At 55.0% G+C, this 18,934-nt stretch carries 17 protein-coding genes; 7 read left to right on the top strand and 10 right to left on the bottom strand.

Annotated features, from left to right (window positions below; all coding sequences use genetic code 11):
- Positions 1 to 2: 2 nt before the first annotated feature.
- From CYR52_RS18515 to typA, 3 genes are all read right to left on the bottom strand, one after another.
- Positions 3 to 896 carry a virulence factor BrkB family protein gene (locus tag CYR52_RS18515; RefSeq protein ID WP_072931479.1) on the bottom strand — a complete coding sequence of 298 codons (894 nt, stop codon included), beginning with the start codon at positions 894 to 896 and terminating at the stop codon, positions 3 to 5.
- A 35-nt stretch (positions 897 to 931) separates the two neighbouring features.
- A complete protein-coding gene (gene yihX, locus CYR52_RS18510) occupies positions 932 to 1,519 on the bottom strand; it encodes a glucose-1-phosphatase (protein WP_101829146.1) in 588 nt (195 codons plus the stop codon).
- 174 nt (positions 1,520 to 1,693) lie between these two features.
- Positions 1,694 to 3,517, bottom strand: coding sequence for a ribosome-dependent GTPase TypA (gene typA / locus CYR52_RS18505; RefSeq protein WP_072931475.1), 1,824 nt, complete (start codon positions 3,515 to 3,517; stop codon positions 1,694 to 1,696).
- 408 nt (positions 3,518 to 3,925) lie between these two features.
- On the opposite strand from typA, the gene glnA reads away from it, so the two are divergent.
- The 4 genes from glnA to CYR52_RS22480 all read left to right on the top strand — a co-directional run bounded on the left by glnA (position 3,926) and on the right by CYR52_RS22480 (position 8,279).
- The gene (glnA, locus tag CYR52_RS18500) at positions 3,926 to 5,335 is read left to right on the top strand and encodes a glutamate--ammonia ligase (RefSeq protein ID WP_072931473.1); all 1,410 of its coding nucleotides are present in this window, start codon (positions 3,926 to 3,928) and stop codon (positions 5,333 to 5,335) included.
- A gap of 236 nt (positions 5,336 to 5,571) precedes the next feature.
- Entirely contained in the window at positions 5,572 to 6,621 is a 1,050-nt protein-coding gene (gene glnL, locus CYR52_RS18495; RefSeq protein ID WP_072931472.1) for a nitrogen regulation protein NR(II), read from the top strand.
- An 8-nt stretch (positions 6,622 to 6,629) separates the two neighbouring features.
- Positions 6,630 to 8,042: a nitrogen regulation protein NR(I) gene (gene glnG, locus CYR52_RS18490; protein ID WP_072931470.1), complete on the top strand. Its 1,413-nt coding sequence runs from the start codon at positions 6,630 to 6,632 to the stop codon at positions 8,040 to 8,042.
- A gap of 111 nt (positions 8,043 to 8,153) precedes the next feature.
- Positions 8,154 to 8,279, top strand: a complete 126-nt coding sequence (locus tag CYR52_RS22480) for a YshB family small membrane protein (protein WP_139300336.1) — start codon at positions 8,154 to 8,156, stop codon at positions 8,277 to 8,279.
- A 60-nt stretch (positions 8,280 to 8,339) separates the two neighbouring features.
- Here the strand turns inward: CYR52_RS22480 and hemN are convergent, their stop codons facing one another.
- Both hemN and yihI read right to left on the bottom strand, forming a co-directional pair.
- Positions 8,340 to 9,713 carry an oxygen-independent coproporphyrinogen III oxidase gene (gene hemN / locus CYR52_RS18485; protein ID WP_101829145.1) on the bottom strand — a complete coding sequence of 458 codons (1,374 nt, stop codon included), beginning with the start codon at positions 9,711 to 9,713 and terminating at the stop codon, positions 8,340 to 8,342.
- A 185-nt stretch (positions 9,714 to 9,898) separates the two neighbouring features.
- Positions 9,899 to 10,453, bottom strand: a complete 555-nt coding sequence (gene yihI / locus CYR52_RS18475) for a Der GTPase-activating protein YihI (protein ID WP_072931466.1) — start codon at positions 10,451 to 10,453, stop codon at positions 9,899 to 9,901.
- Positions 10,454 to 11,124: 671 nt separating this feature from the next.
- Between yihI and yihA the strand changes: the two genes are divergently transcribed.
- Entirely contained in the window at positions 11,125 to 11,772 is a 648-nt protein-coding gene (gene yihA / locus CYR52_RS18470; protein ID WP_072931464.1) for a ribosome biogenesis GTP-binding protein YihA/YsxC, read from the top strand.
- Positions 11,773 to 11,930: 158 nt separating this feature from the next.
- Here the strand turns inward: yihA and spfP are convergent, their stop codons facing one another.
- From spfP to CYR52_RS18450, 5 genes are all read right to left on the bottom strand, one after another.
- The gene (gene spfP, locus CYR52_RS23170) at positions 11,931 to 11,978 is read right to left on the bottom strand and encodes a small protein SpfP (RefSeq protein ID WP_071892919.1); all 48 of its coding nucleotides are present in this window, start codon (positions 11,976 to 11,978) and stop codon (positions 11,931 to 11,933) included.
- Positions 11,979 to 12,142: 164 nt separating this feature from the next.
- Entirely contained in the window at positions 12,143 to 14,938 is a 2,796-nt protein-coding gene (polA, locus tag CYR52_RS18465) for a DNA polymerase I (RefSeq protein ID WP_072931462.1), read from the bottom strand.
- Positions 14,939 to 15,509: 571 nt separating this feature from the next.
- A complete protein-coding gene (dsbA, locus tag CYR52_RS18460; RefSeq protein WP_072931460.1) occupies positions 15,510 to 16,133 on the bottom strand; it encodes a thiol:disulfide interchange protein DsbA in 624 nt (207 codons plus the stop codon).
- 28 nt (positions 16,134 to 16,161) lie between these two features.
- Positions 16,162 to 17,160, bottom strand: a complete 999-nt coding sequence (locus tag CYR52_RS18455) for a serine/threonine protein kinase (protein WP_420912707.1) — start codon at positions 17,158 to 17,160, stop codon at positions 16,162 to 16,164.
- A 34-nt stretch (positions 17,161 to 17,194) separates the two neighbouring features.
- Entirely contained in the window at positions 17,195 to 17,464 is a 270-nt protein-coding gene (locus CYR52_RS18450) for a YihD family protein (RefSeq protein ID WP_072931456.1), read from the bottom strand.
- Positions 17,465 to 17,612: 148 nt separating this feature from the next.
- Between CYR52_RS18450 and mobA the strand changes: the two genes are divergently transcribed.
- Positions 17,613 to 18,194, top strand: a complete 582-nt coding sequence (gene mobA, locus CYR52_RS18445) for a molybdenum cofactor guanylyltransferase MobA (RefSeq protein WP_101829159.1) — start codon at positions 17,613 to 17,615, stop codon at positions 18,192 to 18,194.
- Positions 18,194 to 18,706 carry a molybdopterin-guanine dinucleotide biosynthesis protein MobB gene (gene mobB / locus CYR52_RS18440; RefSeq protein ID WP_072931454.1) on the top strand — a complete coding sequence of 171 codons (513 nt, stop codon included), beginning with the start codon at positions 18,194 to 18,196 and terminating at the stop codon, positions 18,704 to 18,706. The genes mobA and mobB overlap by 1 nt, the downstream gene beginning before the upstream one ends.
- Positions 18,707 to 18,934 lie beyond the last annotated feature (228 nt).

The raw sequence follows: 18,934 nt of genomic DNA, 5'->3' as shown, positions 1-18,934 counted from the left end.
TCCTATTTCTCCTCTCCAGGAACGCTGCTCTGCGCCCGCTTTTTGCGGCGCAGGCTGCGGTATTCGCCCAGCGATACCGTGATCTCCGCGCCGAGCAACACGATACACCAGCTGACATAAATCCAGAGGAACAATATCGGTATTACCGCCAGGACGCCATAGATCAGCTGATAGGAGGGGAACAGGGTGATATAAAGCGAAAACAGTTTCTTACCCATCTCAAACAGGATGCCGGCCACCAGCGCGCCGATCAGCGCATCTTTGCCCGCGACGCGCACGGTCGGTACCAGGCTGTAGAGCAGCCAGAAGGAGCCCCAGGAGAGCAACAACGGCAATACCCGCAGAAGCTGGTCAATCACGCTGTGCATCCCTTCTACGTTTAGCCAGTTCAACGACAAGAGATAGGAGCTGATGGCGACACTCGCCCCCACCAGCAGCGGCCCCAGCGTCAGCACCATCCAGTAAACGGCAAAGGAGTAGACAATCGGCCGCTTGTTTTCGCTGCGCCAGATTTTGTTCAGCACACTGTCTACCGCCGCAATCAGCAGCAGCGCGGTGACAATCAGCCCGCAGGTGCCGATAGCGGTCATCTGGCTGGTGTTCGACATAAACTGCTCCAGATAGCGCTGGAGGTTATTGCCGGCGGCGGGCATGAAATTGGAAAAAATGAAATTTCTGACCTGTGCGCTGATTTGCGAGAACACCGGGAAAACCGAGAGCAACGAGAAAGCCACGGTAATCAACGGCACCAGCGACAGCAACGAGACATAGGCCAGATGGCCCGACAGCAGCAGCAGGTCATCATGGTTGATGCGTGTTATCAGCATCCTGAGATAGCGCACGCTGAAGCGGAATGCCGCCACCGTGCGCTCGGGTTTAAATCTTAACTTCACCATAGGCCTGAAGGCTCCGGGAAATGGGCCGGCACGCCTTAAGAAAAGTACGCCGGCACTGTGGCGGCATCCGTGACCAGCACACCTTCAATCCCCAGCGCGCGGGCGGCTTCAACATTCTCCAGGGAGTCATCAAAGAAGACGGTCTGATCGGGCGTGACGGCCTCGCGGCGCAAGACATACTGATAGATGCCCGGCTCCGGCTTGCGCATCCCAATCTCCTGCGACAGGTAAATGGCATCGGCCGCAGCCCGGACTTCCGGGTACTGCTCCGGCCAATAGGTGCTGTGCAGCCGGTTGGTGTTGGAGAGCACTACCACCCGGTGCCCGGCGTTGCGCAGCCGCTCCATGATGGCGAGCGTGTCTTTGCGCAGCCCGACAAATACCGCCTGCCAGCCCGCCGAGAACTGCTCGAAACTCAGGGCGATCCCCATTTCATTACACAGCTGTACGGCAAACTCCTCATCACTGATCTCGCCGCGTTCGTGGCGGTGGAACGCCTCGCCCATGGAGAAGCTGGCACTCAACGACGCCAGCGGCACCCCACTCAGGTTACTCCACACCCCCAGTACACGCCTGAAGTCGATATCAACAATCACATTCCCTAAATCAAAGATATACAACATGGCACACTCCTGATGTTGCGATGCGGTTTCTCACTGTAGCGGGAAAGTGTAGACCTGAACAGGCACCGGTGTGGCAGAAGCGGGGAAAGTTTGGCCCGGCGGGGCAGCAGGCAAAAAAAAACAGGGCACCCAAAGGTGCCCTGCTCTTAGTGTAACGGCTGCTGTGGCGAACGCTTACGCGTCTTTCGGGCCACGGCTGGCGCGTTTACGATCGTTTTCAGTCAGGTGACGTTTACGGATACGAATTGACTGCGGCGTCACTTCGACCAGTTCGTCGTCATCGATGAACTCGATAGCCTGTTCCAGCGTCATTTTCTGCGGTGGAACCAGGGTGGTGGCTTCGTCAGTACCAGACGCACGCATGTTGGTCAGTTTCTTACCGGTCAGGCAGTTCACGGTCAGGTCGTTGGAACGTGAGTGAATACCGATGATCTGGCCTTCATACACTTCCGCACCGTGGCCGAGGAACAGCTTACCGCGATCCTGCAGGCCGAACAGGGCGAAGGCCACTGCTTTACCCTGGCCGTTGGAGATCAGCACGCCGTTCTGGCGCTGGCCCACTTCGCCCGGACGCACATCGTCGTAGTGGCTGAAGGTGGAGTACAGCAGGCCGGTACCGGAAGTCATGGTCATGAATTCGTTACGGAAGCCGATCAGGCCACGGCTTGGGATCACGTAGTCGAGACGTACGCGGCCTTTACCATCCGGATCCATGTTTTTCAGGTCGCCTTTACGCTCACCCATCGCCTGCATCACAGAACCCTGGTGGGTTTCTTCGATGTCCAGCGTTACGTTTTCGAATGGCTCCTGCTTACGGCCTTCGAATTCGCGGAAGATAACTTTCGGACGGGATACCGCCAGCTCGTAACCTTCACGACGCATGTTTTCGATCAGAACCGACAGGTGAAGCTCACCACGGCCGGACACGCGGAAGGCGTCAGCGTCTTCGGTTTCTTCAACACGCAGGGCCACGTTGTGCACCAGCTCTTTGTTCAGGCGCTCCAGGATCTGGCGCGACGTCACGAACTTACCTTCTTTACCGCAGAACGGCGAGGTGTTGACGTTGAAGAACATGGTCACGGTCGGCTCATCTACGCTCAGTGCCGGCAGCGCTTCCACATTCTGCGTGTCACAGATGGTGTCAGAGATGTTCAGCTCGCCCAGGCCGGTAATCGCGATGATGTCGCCGGCTTCAGCCACGTCAGTCTCGATACGCTCCAGGCCGAGGTGGCCCAGCACTTTACCGACTTTCGCGTTGCGGGTTTTACCTTCGCTGTCCACGATGGTGACCTGCTGGTTCGGCTTCACTTTACCGCGCTTGATGCGGCCGATGCCGATAACACCCAGATAGTTGTTGTAGTCCAGCTGCGAGATCTGCATCTGCAGCGGCGCGTCAACTTCCACCTGCGGCGGGGAAACGCGGTCAACAATCGCCTGGTACAGCGGGGTCATGTCGTCGGCCATGTCAGTGTGATCCAGGCCGGCGATACCATTCAGCGCAGACGCATAAATGACCGGGAAGTCCAGCTGCTCGTCGGTGGCGTCGAGGTTAACGAACAGGTCGAAGACCTGATCAACAACCCAGTCAGGACGCGCGCCCGGACGGTCAACTTTGTTGATAACTACAATCGGCTTCAAACCGTGGGCAAAGGCTTTCTTGGTTACGAAGCGGGTTTGCGGCATAGGGCCATCCATCGCGTCTACAACCAGCAGCACCGAATCCACCATGGACATGACGCGCTCTACTTCACCACCGAAGTCGGCGTGCCCTGGGGTATCAACGATGTTGATACGGTAGTCATTCCATTTGATGGCGGTGTTTTTCGCGAGGATGGTAATCCCACGCTCTTTCTCCAAATCGTTGGAGTCCATCACGCGCTCAGTCGCTTCGGTACGGGCATCAAAAGTACCGGACTGTTGCAGGAGTTTATCAACCAGGGTGGTCTTTCCATGGTCAACGTGCGCGATGATGGCGATGTTACGCAAATTTTCGATCACAGCTTTGCCTCAGGCATTTAGAAATAACGCGCTATTGTACACGTATTAAGCGAGGTACTAAACAAGATCACAGCACTCTGTGTAAAACAACCTGAGTCCGGTTAGTTTGTGATCCCTTTCACGGTGCAATGATCGCAAAATGAGCCGATTGCGCACCAAAACAGCGCACACTTTTTGCCCATATGCACTATTTTAGTGCAAAAAACCCGTTATGGTGCATACTTGAACCAGCAGAAAGGCACGAAAAGAGGGATAATTCACCGATCATAAAAGTTGGCACACTTCTCGCTTAACTACAGCAAGAGCGAAAAAAGTCTGATCAGGGTGAAAACGCCTTACAAAAGGTGAGCCGCCAGTCTGTTACGGTACTTCGTTCCACGACGACAAAAAAATCCGGGAGAAACTAGTATGTCCGCTGAACACGTTTTGACGATGCTGAATGAGCATGAAGTGAAATTCGTTGACTTGCGTTTCACTGATACCAAGGGTAAAGAACAGCACGTCACGATTCCAGCCCACCAGGTCAATGCCGACTTCTTCGAAGAAGGCAAAATGTTTGATGGTTCCTCCATCGGTGGCTGGAAAGGCATCAATGAGTCCGACATGGTTCTGATGCCGGATGCCAGCACCGCGGTGCTTGATCCGTTCTACGAAGAATCTACCCTGATTATTCGCTGCGACATCCTGGAGCCGGGCACCATGCAGGGCTATGACCGCGACCCGCGTTCTATCGCCAAACGTGCTGAAGAGTTCCTGCGCTCATCCGGTATTGCCGACACCGTGCTGTTCGGGCCGGAGCCGGAATTCTTCCTGTTCGACGACGTGCGTTTCGGCAGCAGCATCGCCGGCTCCCATGTCGCCATCGATGACATCGAAGGCGCGTGGAACTCCTCAACCAAATACGAAGGCGGCAACAAAGGCCACCGTCCGGCTGTGAAAGGGGGTTACTTCCCGGTTCCGCCGGTCGACTCCTCCCAGGATCTGCGCTCTACCATGTGCCTGACCATGGAAGAGATGGGCCTGGTGGTTGAAGCTCACCACCACGAAGTGGCGACCGCCGGTCAGAACGAAGTGGCAACCCGCTTCAACACCATGACCAAGAAAGCGGACGAAATCCAGATTTACAAATACGTGGTACACAACGTGGCCCACGCATTCGGCAAAACCGCAACCTTCATGCCGAAACCGATGTTTGGTGATAACGGCTCCGGTATGCACTGCCACATGTCACTGTCCAAAAACGGCAACAACCTGTTTGCCGGTGACAAATACGGCGGCCTGTCTGAAATGGCGCTGTTCTACATCGGCGGCATCATCAAACACGCGAAAGCGATCAACGCCTACGCCAACCCGACCACCAACTCTTACAAGCGTCTGGTCCCAGGTTATGAAGCCCCGGTGATGCTGGCCTACTCTGCCCGTAACCGTTCTGCGTCCATCCGTATCCCGGTGGTGGCCAGCCCGAAAGCACGCCGCATTGAAGCCCGCTTCCCGGATCCGGCTGCCAACCCGTACCTGGCGTTCGCTGCCCTGCTGATGGCCGGCCTTGACGGCATCATCAACAAGATCCACCCGGGCGATGCGATGGACAAAAACCTGTATGACCTGCCGCCGGAAGAAGAAGCAGAAATTCCAAAAGTGGCCGGTTCACTGGAAGAAGCGCTGGCTTGCCTGAGCGAAGACCGCGAATTCCTGACCCGTGGCGGCGTATTCACCGATGACTCCATCGATGCCTACATCGACCTGCGCAAAGAAGAGATGGACCGCGTACGCATGACGCCGCACCCGGTTGAGTTCGAACTCTACTACAGCGTTTAAAACGACAGCGTTTAAAACGACCGCCTTTAAAAGGGCGGCGTTTTAAACAACAGAGTAAAACCACGGCGTGTCATCCATCACGCCGGGTCAGACGATTTTTTGTTGCCGTGGAAACTTTCAGCCCATCTCCGGATGGGCTTTTTTCTCCACGCGCTTCCCCGCCCAACGCCGCCATCCGGTAAATGTTACCCCGTGGTCAGGCGACGTGCACCATACAGGTGCAGGAGACTGCTTTTATGGCAACTGGCAAGCTGCCCGATGCTGGGCAGATCCTGAATTCTCTTATCAACAGCATTCTGCTGCTGGATGAAGAGTTAGCCGTTCATTACGCCAACCCGGCCGCACAACAACTGCTGGCGCAGAGTTCGCGCAAACTTTTTGGTACCCCCCTGCCGGAACTGCTGGGCTACTTTTCGCTTAACATCGAGTTAATGCGTGAAAGCCTGAATGCCGGGCAAGGGTTCACCGATAATGAAGTGACGCTGGTGGTGGATGGCCGAGCGCATATCTTCTCACTGACCGCACAGGCGTTACCGGAAGGCTTTATCCTGCTGGAACTGGCCCCGATGGATAACCTGCGCCGCCTGAGCCAGGAACAATTGCAGCACGCCCAGCAGGTCGCCGCGCGTGATCTGGTCCGCGGGCTGGCACATGAGATTAAAAACCCCCTCGGCGGTTTACGCGGCGCAGCACAGCTGTTGTCAAAAGCGCTGCCCGACCCCTCTCTCAACGAGTACACCAGGGTGATTATCGAACAGGCCGACCGCCTGCGGAACCTGGTGGACAGATTGCTGGGGCCACAACGGCCGGGGCAACACATTACCCAAAGTATTCATCAGGTTGCAGAGCGCGTTTGCCAGCTGGTGTCGCTGGAGAAGCCGGATAACGTCGCCCTGATCAAGGATTACGACCCCAGCCTGCCGGAGCTGGCGCACGATCCCGACCAGATTGAACAGGTGCTGCTGAATATTACCCGCAATGCCCTGCAGGCATTGGGGGAACAGGGCGGCACCATCACAATCCGTACCCGCACGGCTTTCCAGATTACCCTGCATGGCGTGCGTTACCGTCTGGCCGCCCGTATTGATATTGAGGATGACGGCCCCGGCGTGCCCTCGCTGTTGCAGGACACGCTGTTCTACCCAATGGTGAGCGGCCGCGAAGGCGGCACCGGCCTTGGCCTCTCCATTGCACGGAATCTGATTGACCAGAATTCAGGGAAAATTGAATTTAACAGTTGGCCGGGTCATACCGAATTTTCGGTTTACCTGCCTATTCGCCAGTGAGGTTTGTTATGCAACGAGGGATAGTCTGGATCGTCGATGACGATAGCTCCATCCGTTGGGTGCTTGAACGTGCGCTCACCGGCGCGGGTTTAAGCTGTGCGACGTTTGACAGCGGCAATGCGGTGCTGGATGCCATCGCCACCCAAACCCCTGACGTTTTGCTGTCTGATATCCGGATGCCCGGCATGGATGGACTGGCATTACTGAAGCAGATTAAACAGCGCCACCCGATGCTGCCGGTGATCATTATGACGGCGCATTCAGACCTGGACGCTGCCGTCAGCGCCTACCAGCAGGGCGCGTTTGACTACCTGCCCAAACCGTTTGATATCGATGAGGCGGTGGCGCTGGTGGAACGCGCCATCAGCCATTATCAGGAGCAGCAACAGCCGGCCCGCAGCCAGCCGGTGAGCGGGCCGACGGCAGACATCATCGGTGAAGCGCCGGCGATGCAGGATGTGTTCCGCATCATCGGCCGTCTGTCGCGATCGTCAATCAGCGTGCTGATTAACGGCGAATCCGGCACCGGTAAAGAGCTGGTGGCCCATGCGCTGCACCGCCACAGCCCGCGCGCCAAGCTGCCGTTTATCGCGCTGAATATGGCGGCGATCCCGAAAGACCTGATTGAGTCTGAGCTGTTCGGCCATGAGAAAGGGGCATTTACCGGTGCCAACCAGATTCGGCAGGGACGGTTTGAGCAGGCTGACGGCGGCACGCTGTTCCTGGATGAAATCGGGGATATGCCGCTGGATGTGCAGACCCGCCTGCTGCGCGTACTGGCGGATGGCCAGTTCTACCGTGTGGGCGGCTATGCGCCGGTCAAAGTCGATGTGCGCATCATCGCCGCAACGCACCAGAACCTTGAATTGCGGGTGCAGGAAGGGAAATTCCGTGAAGACCTTTTCCACCGCCTGAATGTTATCCGGGTGCATCTGCCGCCGCTGCGCGACCGCCGGGAGGATATCCCACGGCTGGCACGTTATTTCCTGCAGGATGCCGCCAAAGAGCTGGGCGTAGAGGCCAAAAACCTGCACCCGGAAACCGAGGCCGCCCTGACGCGGTTACCGTGGCCGGGCAACGTGCGCCAGCTGGAAAACACCTGCCGCTGGCTGACGGTGATGGCCGCCGGGCAAGAAGTGCTGATCCAGGACCTGCCGGGTGAGCTGTTTGAAACCAGCGCCCCGGAGAGCGGCGGCCAGAGCCTGCCGGACAGCTGGGCCACGCTGCTGGCGCAGTGGGCCGATCGCGCCCTGCGTTCCGGTCATCAGAACCTGCTGTCTGAAGCGCAACCAGAGATGGAGCGTACCTTGCTGACCACCGCCCTGCGCCATACCCAGGGGCATAAGCAGGAAGCGGCGCGCCTGCTGGGCTGGGGCCGTAACACGCTGACGCGTAAGCTGAAAGAGCTGGGCATGGAGTAAGCCGGGCCGGAGAAAAAAAGAGGGGCACTGACGCGCATTTTTTCCGTGTGCCCGCGCTTTACAACCCGCTGCGCCGGATTATGATAAGGGCGCTAAATCGGGAGATAGTCGATGCTGAATTCACTTTTTGCATGGGTATCGCAAGGCGCGGACGTCACATCAGCCGCTGTCAGCCACTCTCCACAGACGGTCGCGGCGGCGGTGTTATGTTACGCGTTGATGAACCTTGTTAATTGAAAAATACATTGAGAAAACAGCCGCGGATGCGGCTGTTTTTTTATGGCATGTGATGGCGCGTCAGATCACCCGCGAGAATTGCTGCTGCCGCGCCTGGCGGCGCAGATAGCGGTCAAAGCACATACAGATATTACGGATCAGCAGCCGCCCACGCGGCGTGACCTGCAGGCCATGCGCAGAGTGCACCACCAGCCCATCCTCTGCCAGCGGCGCAAGCAGCGCCAAATCCTCTGCAAAGTAATCCTGGAAATGAATACCGTACTGCTGTTCAAGCGGTGCCACATCAAGGCTGAAGTTGCAGATCAGTGAGCGGATCACGTCCCGCCGCAGGCAGTCATCCTGCGTCAGCGTCAGCCCGCGCCATAAGGCATCGCCCCCGGCTTCCACCCGCGCATAATAGGTTTTGAGGTCTTTTTCATTCTGCGCGTAGCTGTCCCCCAGCATACTGATGGCCGAAACGCCCAGCCCCAGCAAATCCGTATCGCCCTGCGTGGTGTAACCCTGGAAATTACGGTGCAGCGTGCCTTCACGCTGGGCGATCGCCAGTTCATCATCCGGGCGGGCGAAATGATCCATGCCGATAAACTGATAACCGGCCTGCGTCAGGAAAGCGATGCTCTGTTGCAGGATCGCCAGCCGCTGCTCCGCGCCCGGCAGATCCGCCTCTTTGATTTTACGCTGGGCGGCGAACAGGGAAGGCAGGTGAGCATAATTGAATACGCTCAAACGATCCGGGCTGAGTTCCGCCACCCGTTGCAGGGTGTAGGCGAAACTCTCCGGCGTCTGTTTCGGCAGGCCGTAGATCAGGTCAATATTGGTTGAGCGGAATCCCAGTGCGCGCGCCCGTGCCACCAGCGCAAAAATGAAGTCTTCATCCTGCTCACGGTTAACCAGCCGCTGCACCTGTTTGTCAAAATCCTGCACGCCCATGCTGAGGCGGTTAAAACCTTCGGCCCGCAGATGGTCCAGCACATCCAGCTCGATTTCACGCGGGTCCAGTTCCAGCGACTGCTCGACCTCCGGCAGAAACTCAAAATGGCTGCGCAGCAGGCCCATCAGGCGGCTGATTTGCGCATTGTCGAGGTAGGTCGGTGTACCGCCGCCCCAGTGCAACTGGCTGACCTGACGGCCCTTAAACAGCGGTGCCCGCTGCCGGATCTCCTGCGCCAGGCGGTCCATGTACAATTCCGCCTTGTGCCGCTGGCGCGTGACCACTTTATTGCAGCCGCAGAAATAGCAGAGCTTATGGCAAAACGGGATATGGACGTAAAGGGAGAGCGGGCGGTCAGGATAGCGCGCCACCGCCTGCTGAAACGCATCGGCGCCGAAATCCTGATGGAATTCCAGCGCCGTAGGGTAAGAGGTATAACGCGGCCCTGACTGGTTATACTTTTGAATCAGGGCCTGATCCCAGATAACGGCCTGCTCAGACATCTCATTTACTCCTTCCGGTATCGTTGCCTACCGGGTCGGAGAAACGGTGAGCGACTCACCTGCCTGGCCACGGTGGCACTGCGCAAACGGGCTTTACGTTGCGACAGCCGCCACAGTTTACCTAATAACCCGGCCAGATAACACATAAGCAGCAGGGTTATTACCGGGATAATCCATTTCATGGATTAATGGTTATCTTTCGGGTTTCCACGTTTGAGCAGCTGGTACATATCTTCTTTCGGCTCGTCTTCATCGATGATGTCATCTTCATCGTCGCCCAGCTCAATGCCCAGCAGCTCCATCAGCACATCAATGCGATCCAGCGTTTGATCAACAAATGCCTGATCTTCTGCGCTCAGTGTTTCGCCGTCGTCCAGTTTATCCAGCAGGGCATCCAGACGCGGATCGTTTTCCAGCAACGTGAGCTCTTCTTCCGGCGACAGGCGCGGTTTCGCCTCTTTCTGCGGCTTGGCCGCTTTTTTCGGCGTATTGCCGTATACCGTTTCAACCACCAGCGGAACCGCTTTTTTACTGCCTAAGCGCGGGTCACGTTTTTCCTGGGTTGCGGTTTTTTTCTGATCGGTCTCCCCGGTAGCGCGAGAACCGGGTGCATGGCCACGGCGTTTTTTCTGGCGCTTACGCTCGCGGGCCTCTAAATCCAGCTCGACACGACTTTTTTTCTTATTTTTGGTGTGGGATGCCGCGGCTTTTGCACGTGGCGTTTTGGATGGCTGGTTCATGGCATCTGCTCTCAGGGGGAAATCATTTCAGTATAGAATTGCGGCGGAATCTAGCAGAAAGCGGACAAAGAAAAAAGGCGGCAGGAGGCCCCGGCGCCTTTTTATCTGCTTCCTTATCAGGGAAGCGCTGTTTTTGCCCTGCCGCCCGGCAATATTCCCTTATTCCGGGCAGTAGGCACCTCCTTGTCCTGCCTCATCCTTGTGTGCTCCTGAACCGGCGTTATCCGTTACCGGCCGTTTCCTTTGCATCCTGCTTACGCGCTCCCGGCGTACTTTTCCTGAGGGCTGCCTTCCCGGCAACCCGGCAGCTTCCTTTGCCGGCTCTCCTTACCTGCCACCCATCCCTGCATGGCGAATGTCGCGTGCCTGCGCCTCCTGAAGCATCCTGCTGGAGAACACTTTACGCCGATGGAGCGGCGGCTCAACCCAGCCGGAGAGGCCACCCATTGGTGTTGCACAAATAATTCATTGAACTGATTGGTTTTATCATTAAATAAACCCAAATTATCAGTGAAAGCCGCCGCCACGCCGGGCTGATCGCTTACACACGTGCAGTAAAATGCCTGCATTTACGCCGCCGACAGGGATTAAAACCCACAAACATGCCGCTTTTGGTAACGATGCAGTTATAATCGCCAGCCAGAGATATTTAGCCTTACGGAGACAACATTTTGACCAGCCGAACTTATAACTATCAGGTGACCCATTTTGTCACCAGTGCTCCGGACATCCGGCACCTGCCTGCGGATGAAGGCATTGAAGTCGCATTTGCCGGGCGTTCGAACGCGGGTAAATCCAGCGCGCTGAACACCCTGACCAACCAGAAGAGCCTGGCGCGTACCAGTAAAACACCGGGCCGTACCCAGCTGATTAACCTGTTTGAATTGCAGCCGGGCCTGCGCCTGGTGGACTTGCCGGGCTACGGCTATGCCGAAGTGCCTGAAGAGATGAAACGCAAATGGCAGAAGGCGCTGGGTGAATACCTGCAAAAGCGTAACTGCCTGAAAGGGCTGGTGGTGCTGATGGACATCCGCCATCCGCTTAAAGATCTGGATCAGCAGATGATTCAGTGGGCCGTGGCAGTGGATCTGCCGGTGCTGGTATTGCTGACCAAAGCCGACAAGCTGGCTTCCGGCGCGCGTAAAGCGCAATTGAACATGGTGCGTGAAGCCGTGCTGGCCTTTATGGGCGATGTGCAGGTAGAAGCCTTCTCTTCACTGAAGAAAATTGGCGTCGACAAACTGAGCCAAAAGCTGGATACCTGGTTTAACGAGCTGCCGCCGGCGGTGGCGGATGACGTGAGTGACGAAGAAGAGTAACCGCCGGCGTGTGATAACACGCGATGGCAGTGAAGCAAAAGAGACAGCCGATGCGCTGTCTTTTTTATGCCTGTCGATCCCCTACGGAAAGAGGCAGAAGGCAGCGAATTTCCCAATAAAAAACGCCCCAGTCAATACTGACTGGGGCGGCTAAATATTCAGCCAAATCCGATTACGTGAAGTAAAAGGTCTGAAAGATAGAACATCTTACCTCTGTACCCTACGCCGTTAACTCTACAACATTTTTTCAAAGGGCAAAAGAAATTTTTGTAGTTTACTTACACAAGATCCGGCGTTTTTGCGGCATATATCGTCATATCTTCCGCTTATGATGTAGCTTAATTACAAAAAGTGCTTAGGTTATCGCCGTTTAGTGCGCCTGATCCCAGTTTTCGCCGACACCGACTTCAACCTGCAACGGCACATCCAGCTGCATACTCTGTTCCATCAGGGAACGGATCTTCTCTGATGCGTCCTCCAGTACGGATTCATGCACTTCGAACACCAGTTCATCGTGTACCTGCATGATCATACGCACGTGCGGGTCCTGCTGCTGTTGCAGCCAGGCATCCACGTCGATCATCGCACGTTTGATGATATCCGCTGCGGTACCCTGCATCGGGGCGTTGATCGCCGCCCGCTCTGCCGCTTTACGGCGCATCGCATTTTTCGAATTGATGTCCGGCAGGTAGAGACGGCGGCCGTCCAGCGTGGTCACATACCCTTTTTCGGCCGCCAGTTTGCGCGTACGGTCCATGTAATCCAGCACGCCGGGGTAGCGCTCAAAGTACTTGTCCATATAGCGCTGGGCTTCATTACGCGGGATGTTCAGCTGACGCGACAGGCCAAAAGCGCTCATGCCGTAAATCAGGCCAAAGTTAATCGCCTTGGCGCTGCGGCGCTGGTCACCGGTGACGCTCTCCAGCGACATACCAAATACTTCTGCCGCCGTCGCACGGTGGATGTCCTCGCCACCGGCAAACGCTGCCAGCAAGCCTTTATCCTGCGAGAGGTGCGCCATGATGCGCAGCTCAATCTGTGAGTAGTCCGCCGCCACAATCTTGTACCCTTCCGGCGCAATAAAGGCCTGGCGGATACGCCGCCCTTCCTCGTTACGCACCGGGATGTTTTGCAGGTTTGGATCGCTGGATGACAACCGCCCGGTGGCCGTGACCGCCTGATGATAGGAGGTGTGCACCCGGCCGCTGGCCGGATTGATCATCTGCGGCAATTTGTCGGTATAGGTGGACTTGAGCTTCGCCAGGCTGCGGTACTCAAGAATGACTTTCGGCAGCGGGTAATCCAGTGCCAGTTCAGCCAGCACTTCTTCATTGGTGGACGGCGCGCCGCCCGGCGTCTTTTTCAGGATCGGCAGTTTCTGTTTATCGTACAGAATCGCCTGCAACTGTTTGGTGGAGGAGAGGTTAAACGGCTCCTCCGCCAGTTCGTGTGCTTTGCTTTCCAGCTCGCCCAGACGTTCAGTCAGCTCTACCGAATGCGCCGCCAGAATGGACTTGTCGATCAGCACCCCGGTACGTTCCATGCGTGATAACACCGGCACCAGCGGCATCTCAATTTCACGGAAGACATTCGGCAGGCCGTCACTGGCCTCGATTTTTGGCCACATCGCCTGATGGAGTTGCAGGGTGACATCGGCATCTTCCGCCGCGTAATGGCTGGCCTCTTCCAGGGCAATCTGGTTGAAGGTCAGCTGGTTTTTCCCTTTCCCGGCAATCTCAACAAAGCTGACGGTGGTATGACCCAGATGGCGATCGGCCAGGGTATCCATGTCATGGCGGCTGGAGACGCTGTCCAGTACATAGGATTCCAGCATGGTATCGAAAGCGATGCCGCGCAGCTCAATGCCATAGCGCTTCAGCACGCCCTGATCAAATTTCAGGTTCTGGCCGATTTTCAGCGCTTTTTCGCTTTCCAGCAGCGGTTTCAGCTTTTCCAGTACCAGATCGAGATTCAGCTGATCGGGCGCATCAATATAATCATGCCCGACCGGCAGATAGGCCGCTTTGCCCGGCTCAATGGCAAAGGAGAGCCCCACCAGGTTGGCCGTCAGGGTATCGAGGGAGTCGGTTTCTGTATCAAAGGCGAACTGTTCTGCTGCGGAGAGTTTCTCCAGCCACTCATCCAGCTCCGCCTCAGTCAGCAGCGTGACATACTCATCCTGCGCCAGCTGGGCGCGTTCTACCTCCGGCACCGGCACATTGATGTCGATTTCTTCTGCGCCGCGACTGCCTGACGCCGGGGCTTTTTTGTTGATCAGCCACTTACCGGCTTCCAGATCGCTGGTCCAGCGCTTGAATTCATAATGCTGGAACAGGGCGCGCAGCTCATCTGTCGCCGGTGCCATCACATTCAGCTCATCACAGCGGACGTCCAGCTCTACATCGGTTTTGATGGTGGCTAACTGGTAAGAGAGATACGCCACCTCTTTGTTCTGCTCCAGCTTCGTTGCCATGGTTTTTGCCCCACGGAAACTCAGGCCGGCAATGGCGTCCAGGTTACTGTAGAGCGCATCCAACCCGCCAATCCCCTGTAACAGCGCCTGGGCGGTTTTTTCGCCCACACCAGGGACGCCGGGAATGTTATCGGAGGAGTCACCCATCAATGCCAGAAAATCGATGATCAATTCCGGAGGAACACCATATTTGGTGATCACTTCTTCAGGGCCAAGGATCGCATTATTCATGGTGTTAATCAGCGTAATGTTCGGCGTAACCAGCTGGGCCATGTCTTTGTCGCCGGTGCTGATCAGCACTGCATGACCCGCTTTTTCCGCCTGAAGGGCCAGGGTGCCGATCACATCGTCTGCTTCAACACCGGAGACCGCCAGTAACGGCAGCCCCATCGCTTTCACCATAGTATGCAGCGGTTCAATCTGCGCACGCAGATCGTCCGGCATTGGCGGGCGGTGCGATTTATACTCAGCAAATAACTCATCGCGGAATGTCTTGCCCTTGGCATCAAACACCACAGCAACATGGCTGGGCTGATACTGCTGCAACAGGCTTTTCAGCATGTTGATTACGCCGTACATGGCGCCGGTCGGCTCACCGGCAGAGTTGGTCAGCGGTGGGAAAGCATGATAGGCGCGGTAGAGGTAAGAAGACCCATCAACCAGGATCAGGGGATTTTCTGCAATATGTGCCATAGCGACTCTTTTTCGTCATCGGTCAATGTACTAAGGATGCCATAGCTGGCGCGAAAGGCGAACCTTCGGCGGCTCATCACCGCGATCAATCCGATCATTTGCGGGATGATCCGCAGGATCTATATTGTGGATAACTTTGTGCATAAAAGATCGTGCAATTGCAACACCTGTGTTTTTCTCTGACAGATCTTGTATTTTTTATAGTTAAATCAAACTATTAATTGAGAACAAAACGGTGGAGAGGCCCTTTCAGGGGGGAATAGCAAATGTGGATATAACTTTATGCTGATCCCTGTTTTACGGGGATTGTTTAAATAAACACCGAAAGAATAAAACCCTTTTCCACAACTTTTCTGCCGACGCCCCTTTTCATTTTCCCAGGAAAAGCCTGCGCATTTGTTAACACAGCCTTTGTGGCCGGTCTGCCTATACCGGGGCTGATGCAATCTGTTTCAGGTAGCCGACGGGAAGGAGCAGTGAAAATAATGGCGTGAGGACGTTAACGCACGACCGAATAGCTGCCATAAAAAATGCCGGATAATCCGGCATTTTTAGTGTCATTTCATTAACATTATTTCTGGGTCAGCAGGAAATTGACCACGTCAGAGTATTGCTTGCTGTAGATATCCATCGAGCTCATATCCAGGCCATCATTTTTGACCATATATTTGCCGTTAACAAAGATGGAAGGTACACCCTGTAAGCCCAAATCAGCCGCCGCTTTTTGCTGTTGCACCACCAGGGATTTCACCACAAAACTGTTCCAGGCAGAGTCATACTCTTCTGACGTTACACCTGCCTGAATAAACACTTTCTTAATATCATCCGGTGTCTGGACGACCTGGGTTTTCTGCACGGCATCAAACATCAGGGGAGCGACTTTATCTTCCACACCCAGTGCCAGCGCAACGGCCCATGCCTGCGTCATCTCTTTGCCTAATGGGCCAAGGAATTCAACGTGATATTTTGTCACTTTGGTTCCCTGAGGAAGGTTCTTTTTAATGGTGTCAGAGATATGGTAAATCTTTTCAAACTGGTAGCAGTGCGGGCAGTAGAAAGAGAAGAACTCCAGAACCTGTGGCTCTCCCGATACCTGCTTATCCAACGTGACAAATTGGTCGCCACTTGAAAATTGCGCGGCTGAAGCACTGAATGCCAGCACCATTCCTACCAACGCTAAAAATATCTTCTTCATAATTCCTTGTTCTCCGTTGATATTACCATTAATACATAGGCGTTAATTGCAGAGGGGGTTCCTGCAATTGGTTAAACTGCTCTCTGAAAGCTGCCGTCTGGCTCTCCCAGAAACTTCCTTCCGTCATCCACGGGAAGCTGCGGGGGAAAGCCGGATCCTGCCAGCGACGCGCCACCCAGGCCAGGTAATGCACCATGCGCATGGCCCGTAAAGGCTCAATCAGTGCCAGTTCGCGCTGATCAAACTCGCTGAATTCCTCATAAGCCTCCAGCAGAATATCAAGCTGGGTGCGTTGTTCCGCTTTATCCCCATGCAACAGCATCCAGAGATCCTGTATGGCAGGGCCGTTACGCGCATCGTCCAGATCCACAAAACAGGGCCCATCACGCCACAGAATATTACCTGGGTGGCAATCTCCATGCAGGCGTAATGCCTGCCACTGTGTATGCCAGCGAAGCTGAATGGCGTGAATAAGGTTATCCGTTGCCTGAAGGAAATTATCACGCTGGCCCTGGGGAATTAACCGGCTCTCTTCCAGCACTTGCCGGGCGTGAATAACATATTCATCCAATCCAATAGTCGGACGTACCTTGAAGAGTTTTTTACTTCCAACCTGGTGAATCCGCCCGAGATAGCGCCCCACCATTTCCAGCTGATCGAGGTTATCCACTTCATATTGCCGGCCGCCGGCACTCGGGAAAACGGTAAAAAAGTACCCCTGATAGTGATTCAGGGTATCACCGGCAAGCGGCAATGGCGCAATAAGCGGAATTTCAGCCTCATGTAATGCAGCCGCAAAGGCGTGCTCCTCACGTAACTGTACTTCGCTCCAACGTTCCGGCCGGTAGAATTTTACGACATAACGTTGGCGCGCTTCCCCCATAAACTGGAAAACACGGTTTTCATAGCTGTTGAGTTCAGTGAGGCCGGATTCAGCATAAAGGCCTACATGCTGTAACGCATCCAGAATGAGGTCAGGCGTCAATGCATGAAAATTAAAGGCAGGGGTTGTCGTCATAGGGCTCATGGGGTGGAATATTCAGTAGAAAAGAATAGAAGCATCACTCTTTAATGACGCCGCGGGCCCGCAAAATAGCCGTTTTAAAATCTTCTTCATAATCTTTTTTCAGGCCGGGGATCGCCTCAGACTGATCGCTGTCACGCATTTTCAGATGATAAATCAGCGTGTCATCTGTCAGCTCAGAGAGGTCGCCCTGAAAGCCGCTCTCTTGCGCCAGCTTTTGCAGGAATTGCAGCAAATTAAGATCGGCATCCTTTTCCCATGCCGGCTGAAGCAACTCGATCAGTTCTTTCACCCGATGGCTATTCATGACGTTATCCTTGCTTTGGAGGAAACGGACAAAGTAGCAGGGATGCCCTTTGAGTAAAAGGGTGGGAGTTGTCAATAAAAGTAAATCATCCCCTCCGGCAAACAGAGCGCTACAATCACTTTCTCAGTAAACAGGAGAGAATGACGTGATACCAACAGCGATTACCGGGGTGATACTGTGCGGCGGACAGGCAACGCGCATGGGGGGAAATGATAAAGGATTACTCCTTTTGCAGGGCAAGCCGCTCTACCAACATGTTGCTGAACGCCTGCAACCCCAGGTAACCCATATTATTCTCAGCGCTAACCGTAATCTTGAGCAGTATCGCCAGAGCTATCCCACGTTTGCCGATAGCTTTACCGGCTTTGCAGGCCCGCTGGCAGGCTTGTTAACCGGGCTGCAAAACAGTCAGACTGAATGGGCGGCCTTTGTGCCTTGTGATGTGCCTTTTCTGCCGGCTGATTTGATTGAAAGACTCTGGGCAGCGCGCCAGGACGCGTTTATCGCCTACGCGCATGATGGCGTACGCGCCCATCCCACCTTATGCCTGCTGCACCGAAGTATGATTACACCGCTTATGCAGTTCCTTCAGCAGGGCGATCGCAAATTAATGCTCTTTTTTGAACAAAATGGTGCCCAGGCTGTTTATTTCCGCGATCGCATTCAGGCTTTCCAGAATATTAATACTCCGGCTGATCTACACCATCTTTCACTTTTGGACAAAATATAATGACGATACCGCTATTGGGCATTGTTGCGTACAGCGGCACAGGCAAAACCACGCTGCTTAAGCAACTCATCCCGTTACTGGCGCAAGATGGCATACGGGTCGGGCTGATCAAACATAGCCACCATAATGTGGATGTCGATACTCCCGGTAAAGACAGTTATGAATTGCGTAAAGCGGGTGCGCTGCAAACGATGGTAGCCAGCTCGCGACGTTGGGCATTAATGACGGAGACGCCGGAAGAGACTGATGAGCCGGATCTTTTCTCTCTGGCCAGGCGTTTTGACAGCAGTAAGATCGATCTAATTCTGGTTGAAGGGTTTAAACATGAACCCGTTCCTAAAATTGCGCTCTATCGTGCGGCTGTCGGCAAGCCCTTGGATAACCTGATCGATCCGCACGTTATTGCCCTTGCCAGCGATCAGCCAATAATCACAACAGTATCGCAATTAGATCTGAATGCCCCATCAATGATCGCTACATTCATTGCAGACTGGTTAAAACGGACGCAATGAATACGGCAAAATAGCGTAGATAGCCAAGTTAGACAGCCGAAAACAAGCAAGGGAAGAAGAAAACACGCTGAGAAAAGCGCAGTAGATCAGTGTATTGGTGCAGATTTGCTCCATAGCAAAAAGGCCATCCTTGCGGATGGCCTCGTGCTTGATTTGATGCCTGGCAGTTCCCTACTCTCGCATGGGGAGACCCCACACTACCATCGGCGCTACGGCGTTTCACTTCTG

Origin of the sequence: Chimaeribacter arupi, from assembly GCF_002858805.1 — a bacterium.
Classification (GTDB): Bacteria; Pseudomonadota; Gammaproteobacteria; order Enterobacterales; family Enterobacteriaceae; genus Chimaeribacter; species Chimaeribacter arupi.
This window is presented reverse-complemented; position numbering and strand designations above follow the sequence as displayed.

Excerpts from the sequence above, each read along its gene's own strand:
- glnL (WP_072931472.1), top strand. The coding sequence starts at position 5,572 with ATGGCAACTGGCAAGCTGCCCGATGCTGGGCAGATCCTGAATTCTCTT.
- CYR52_RS18450 (WP_072931456.1), bottom strand. The coding sequence starts at position 17,464 with ATGAATAGCCATCGGGTGAAAGAACTGATCGAGTTGCTTCAGCCGGCA.
- polA (WP_072931462.1), bottom strand. The coding sequence starts at position 14,938 with ATGGCACATATTGCAGAAAATCCCCTGATCCTGGTTGATGGGTCTTCT.
- glnA (WP_072931473.1), top strand. The coding sequence starts at position 3,926 with ATGTCCGCTGAACACGTTTTGACGATGCTGAATGAGCATGAAGTGAAA.
- yihX (WP_101829146.1), bottom strand. The coding sequence starts at position 1,519 with ATGTTGTATATCTTTGATTTAGGGAATGTGATTGTTGATATCGACTTC.
- dsbA (WP_072931460.1), bottom strand. The coding sequence starts at position 16,133 with ATGAAGAAGATATTTTTAGCGTTGGTAGGAATGGTGCTGGCATTCAGT.
- CYR52_RS18515 (WP_072931479.1), bottom strand. The coding sequence starts at position 896 with ATGGTGAAGTTAAGATTTAAACCCGAGCGCACGGTGGCGGCATTCCGC.
- yihI (WP_072931466.1), bottom strand. The coding sequence starts at position 10,453 with ATGAACCAGCCATCCAAAACGCCACGTGCAAAAGCCGCGGCATCCCAC.
- mobB (WP_072931454.1), top strand. The coding sequence starts at position 18,194 with ATGACGATACCGCTATTGGGCATTGTTGCGTACAGCGGCACAGGCAAA.
- glnG (WP_072931470.1), top strand. The coding sequence starts at position 6,630 with ATGCAACGAGGGATAGTCTGGATCGTCGATGACGATAGCTCCATCCGT.
- CYR52_RS18455 (WP_420912707.1), bottom strand. The coding sequence starts at position 17,160 with ATGAGCCCTATGACGACAACCCCTGCCTTTAATTTTCATGCATTGACG.
- hemN (WP_101829145.1), bottom strand. The coding sequence starts at position 9,713 with ATGTCTGAGCAGGCCGTTATCTGGGATCAGGCCCTGATTCAAAAGTAT.
- CYR52_RS22480 (WP_139300336.1), top strand. The coding sequence starts at position 8,154 with ATGCTGAATTCACTTTTTGCATGGGTATCGCAAGGCGCGGACGTCACA.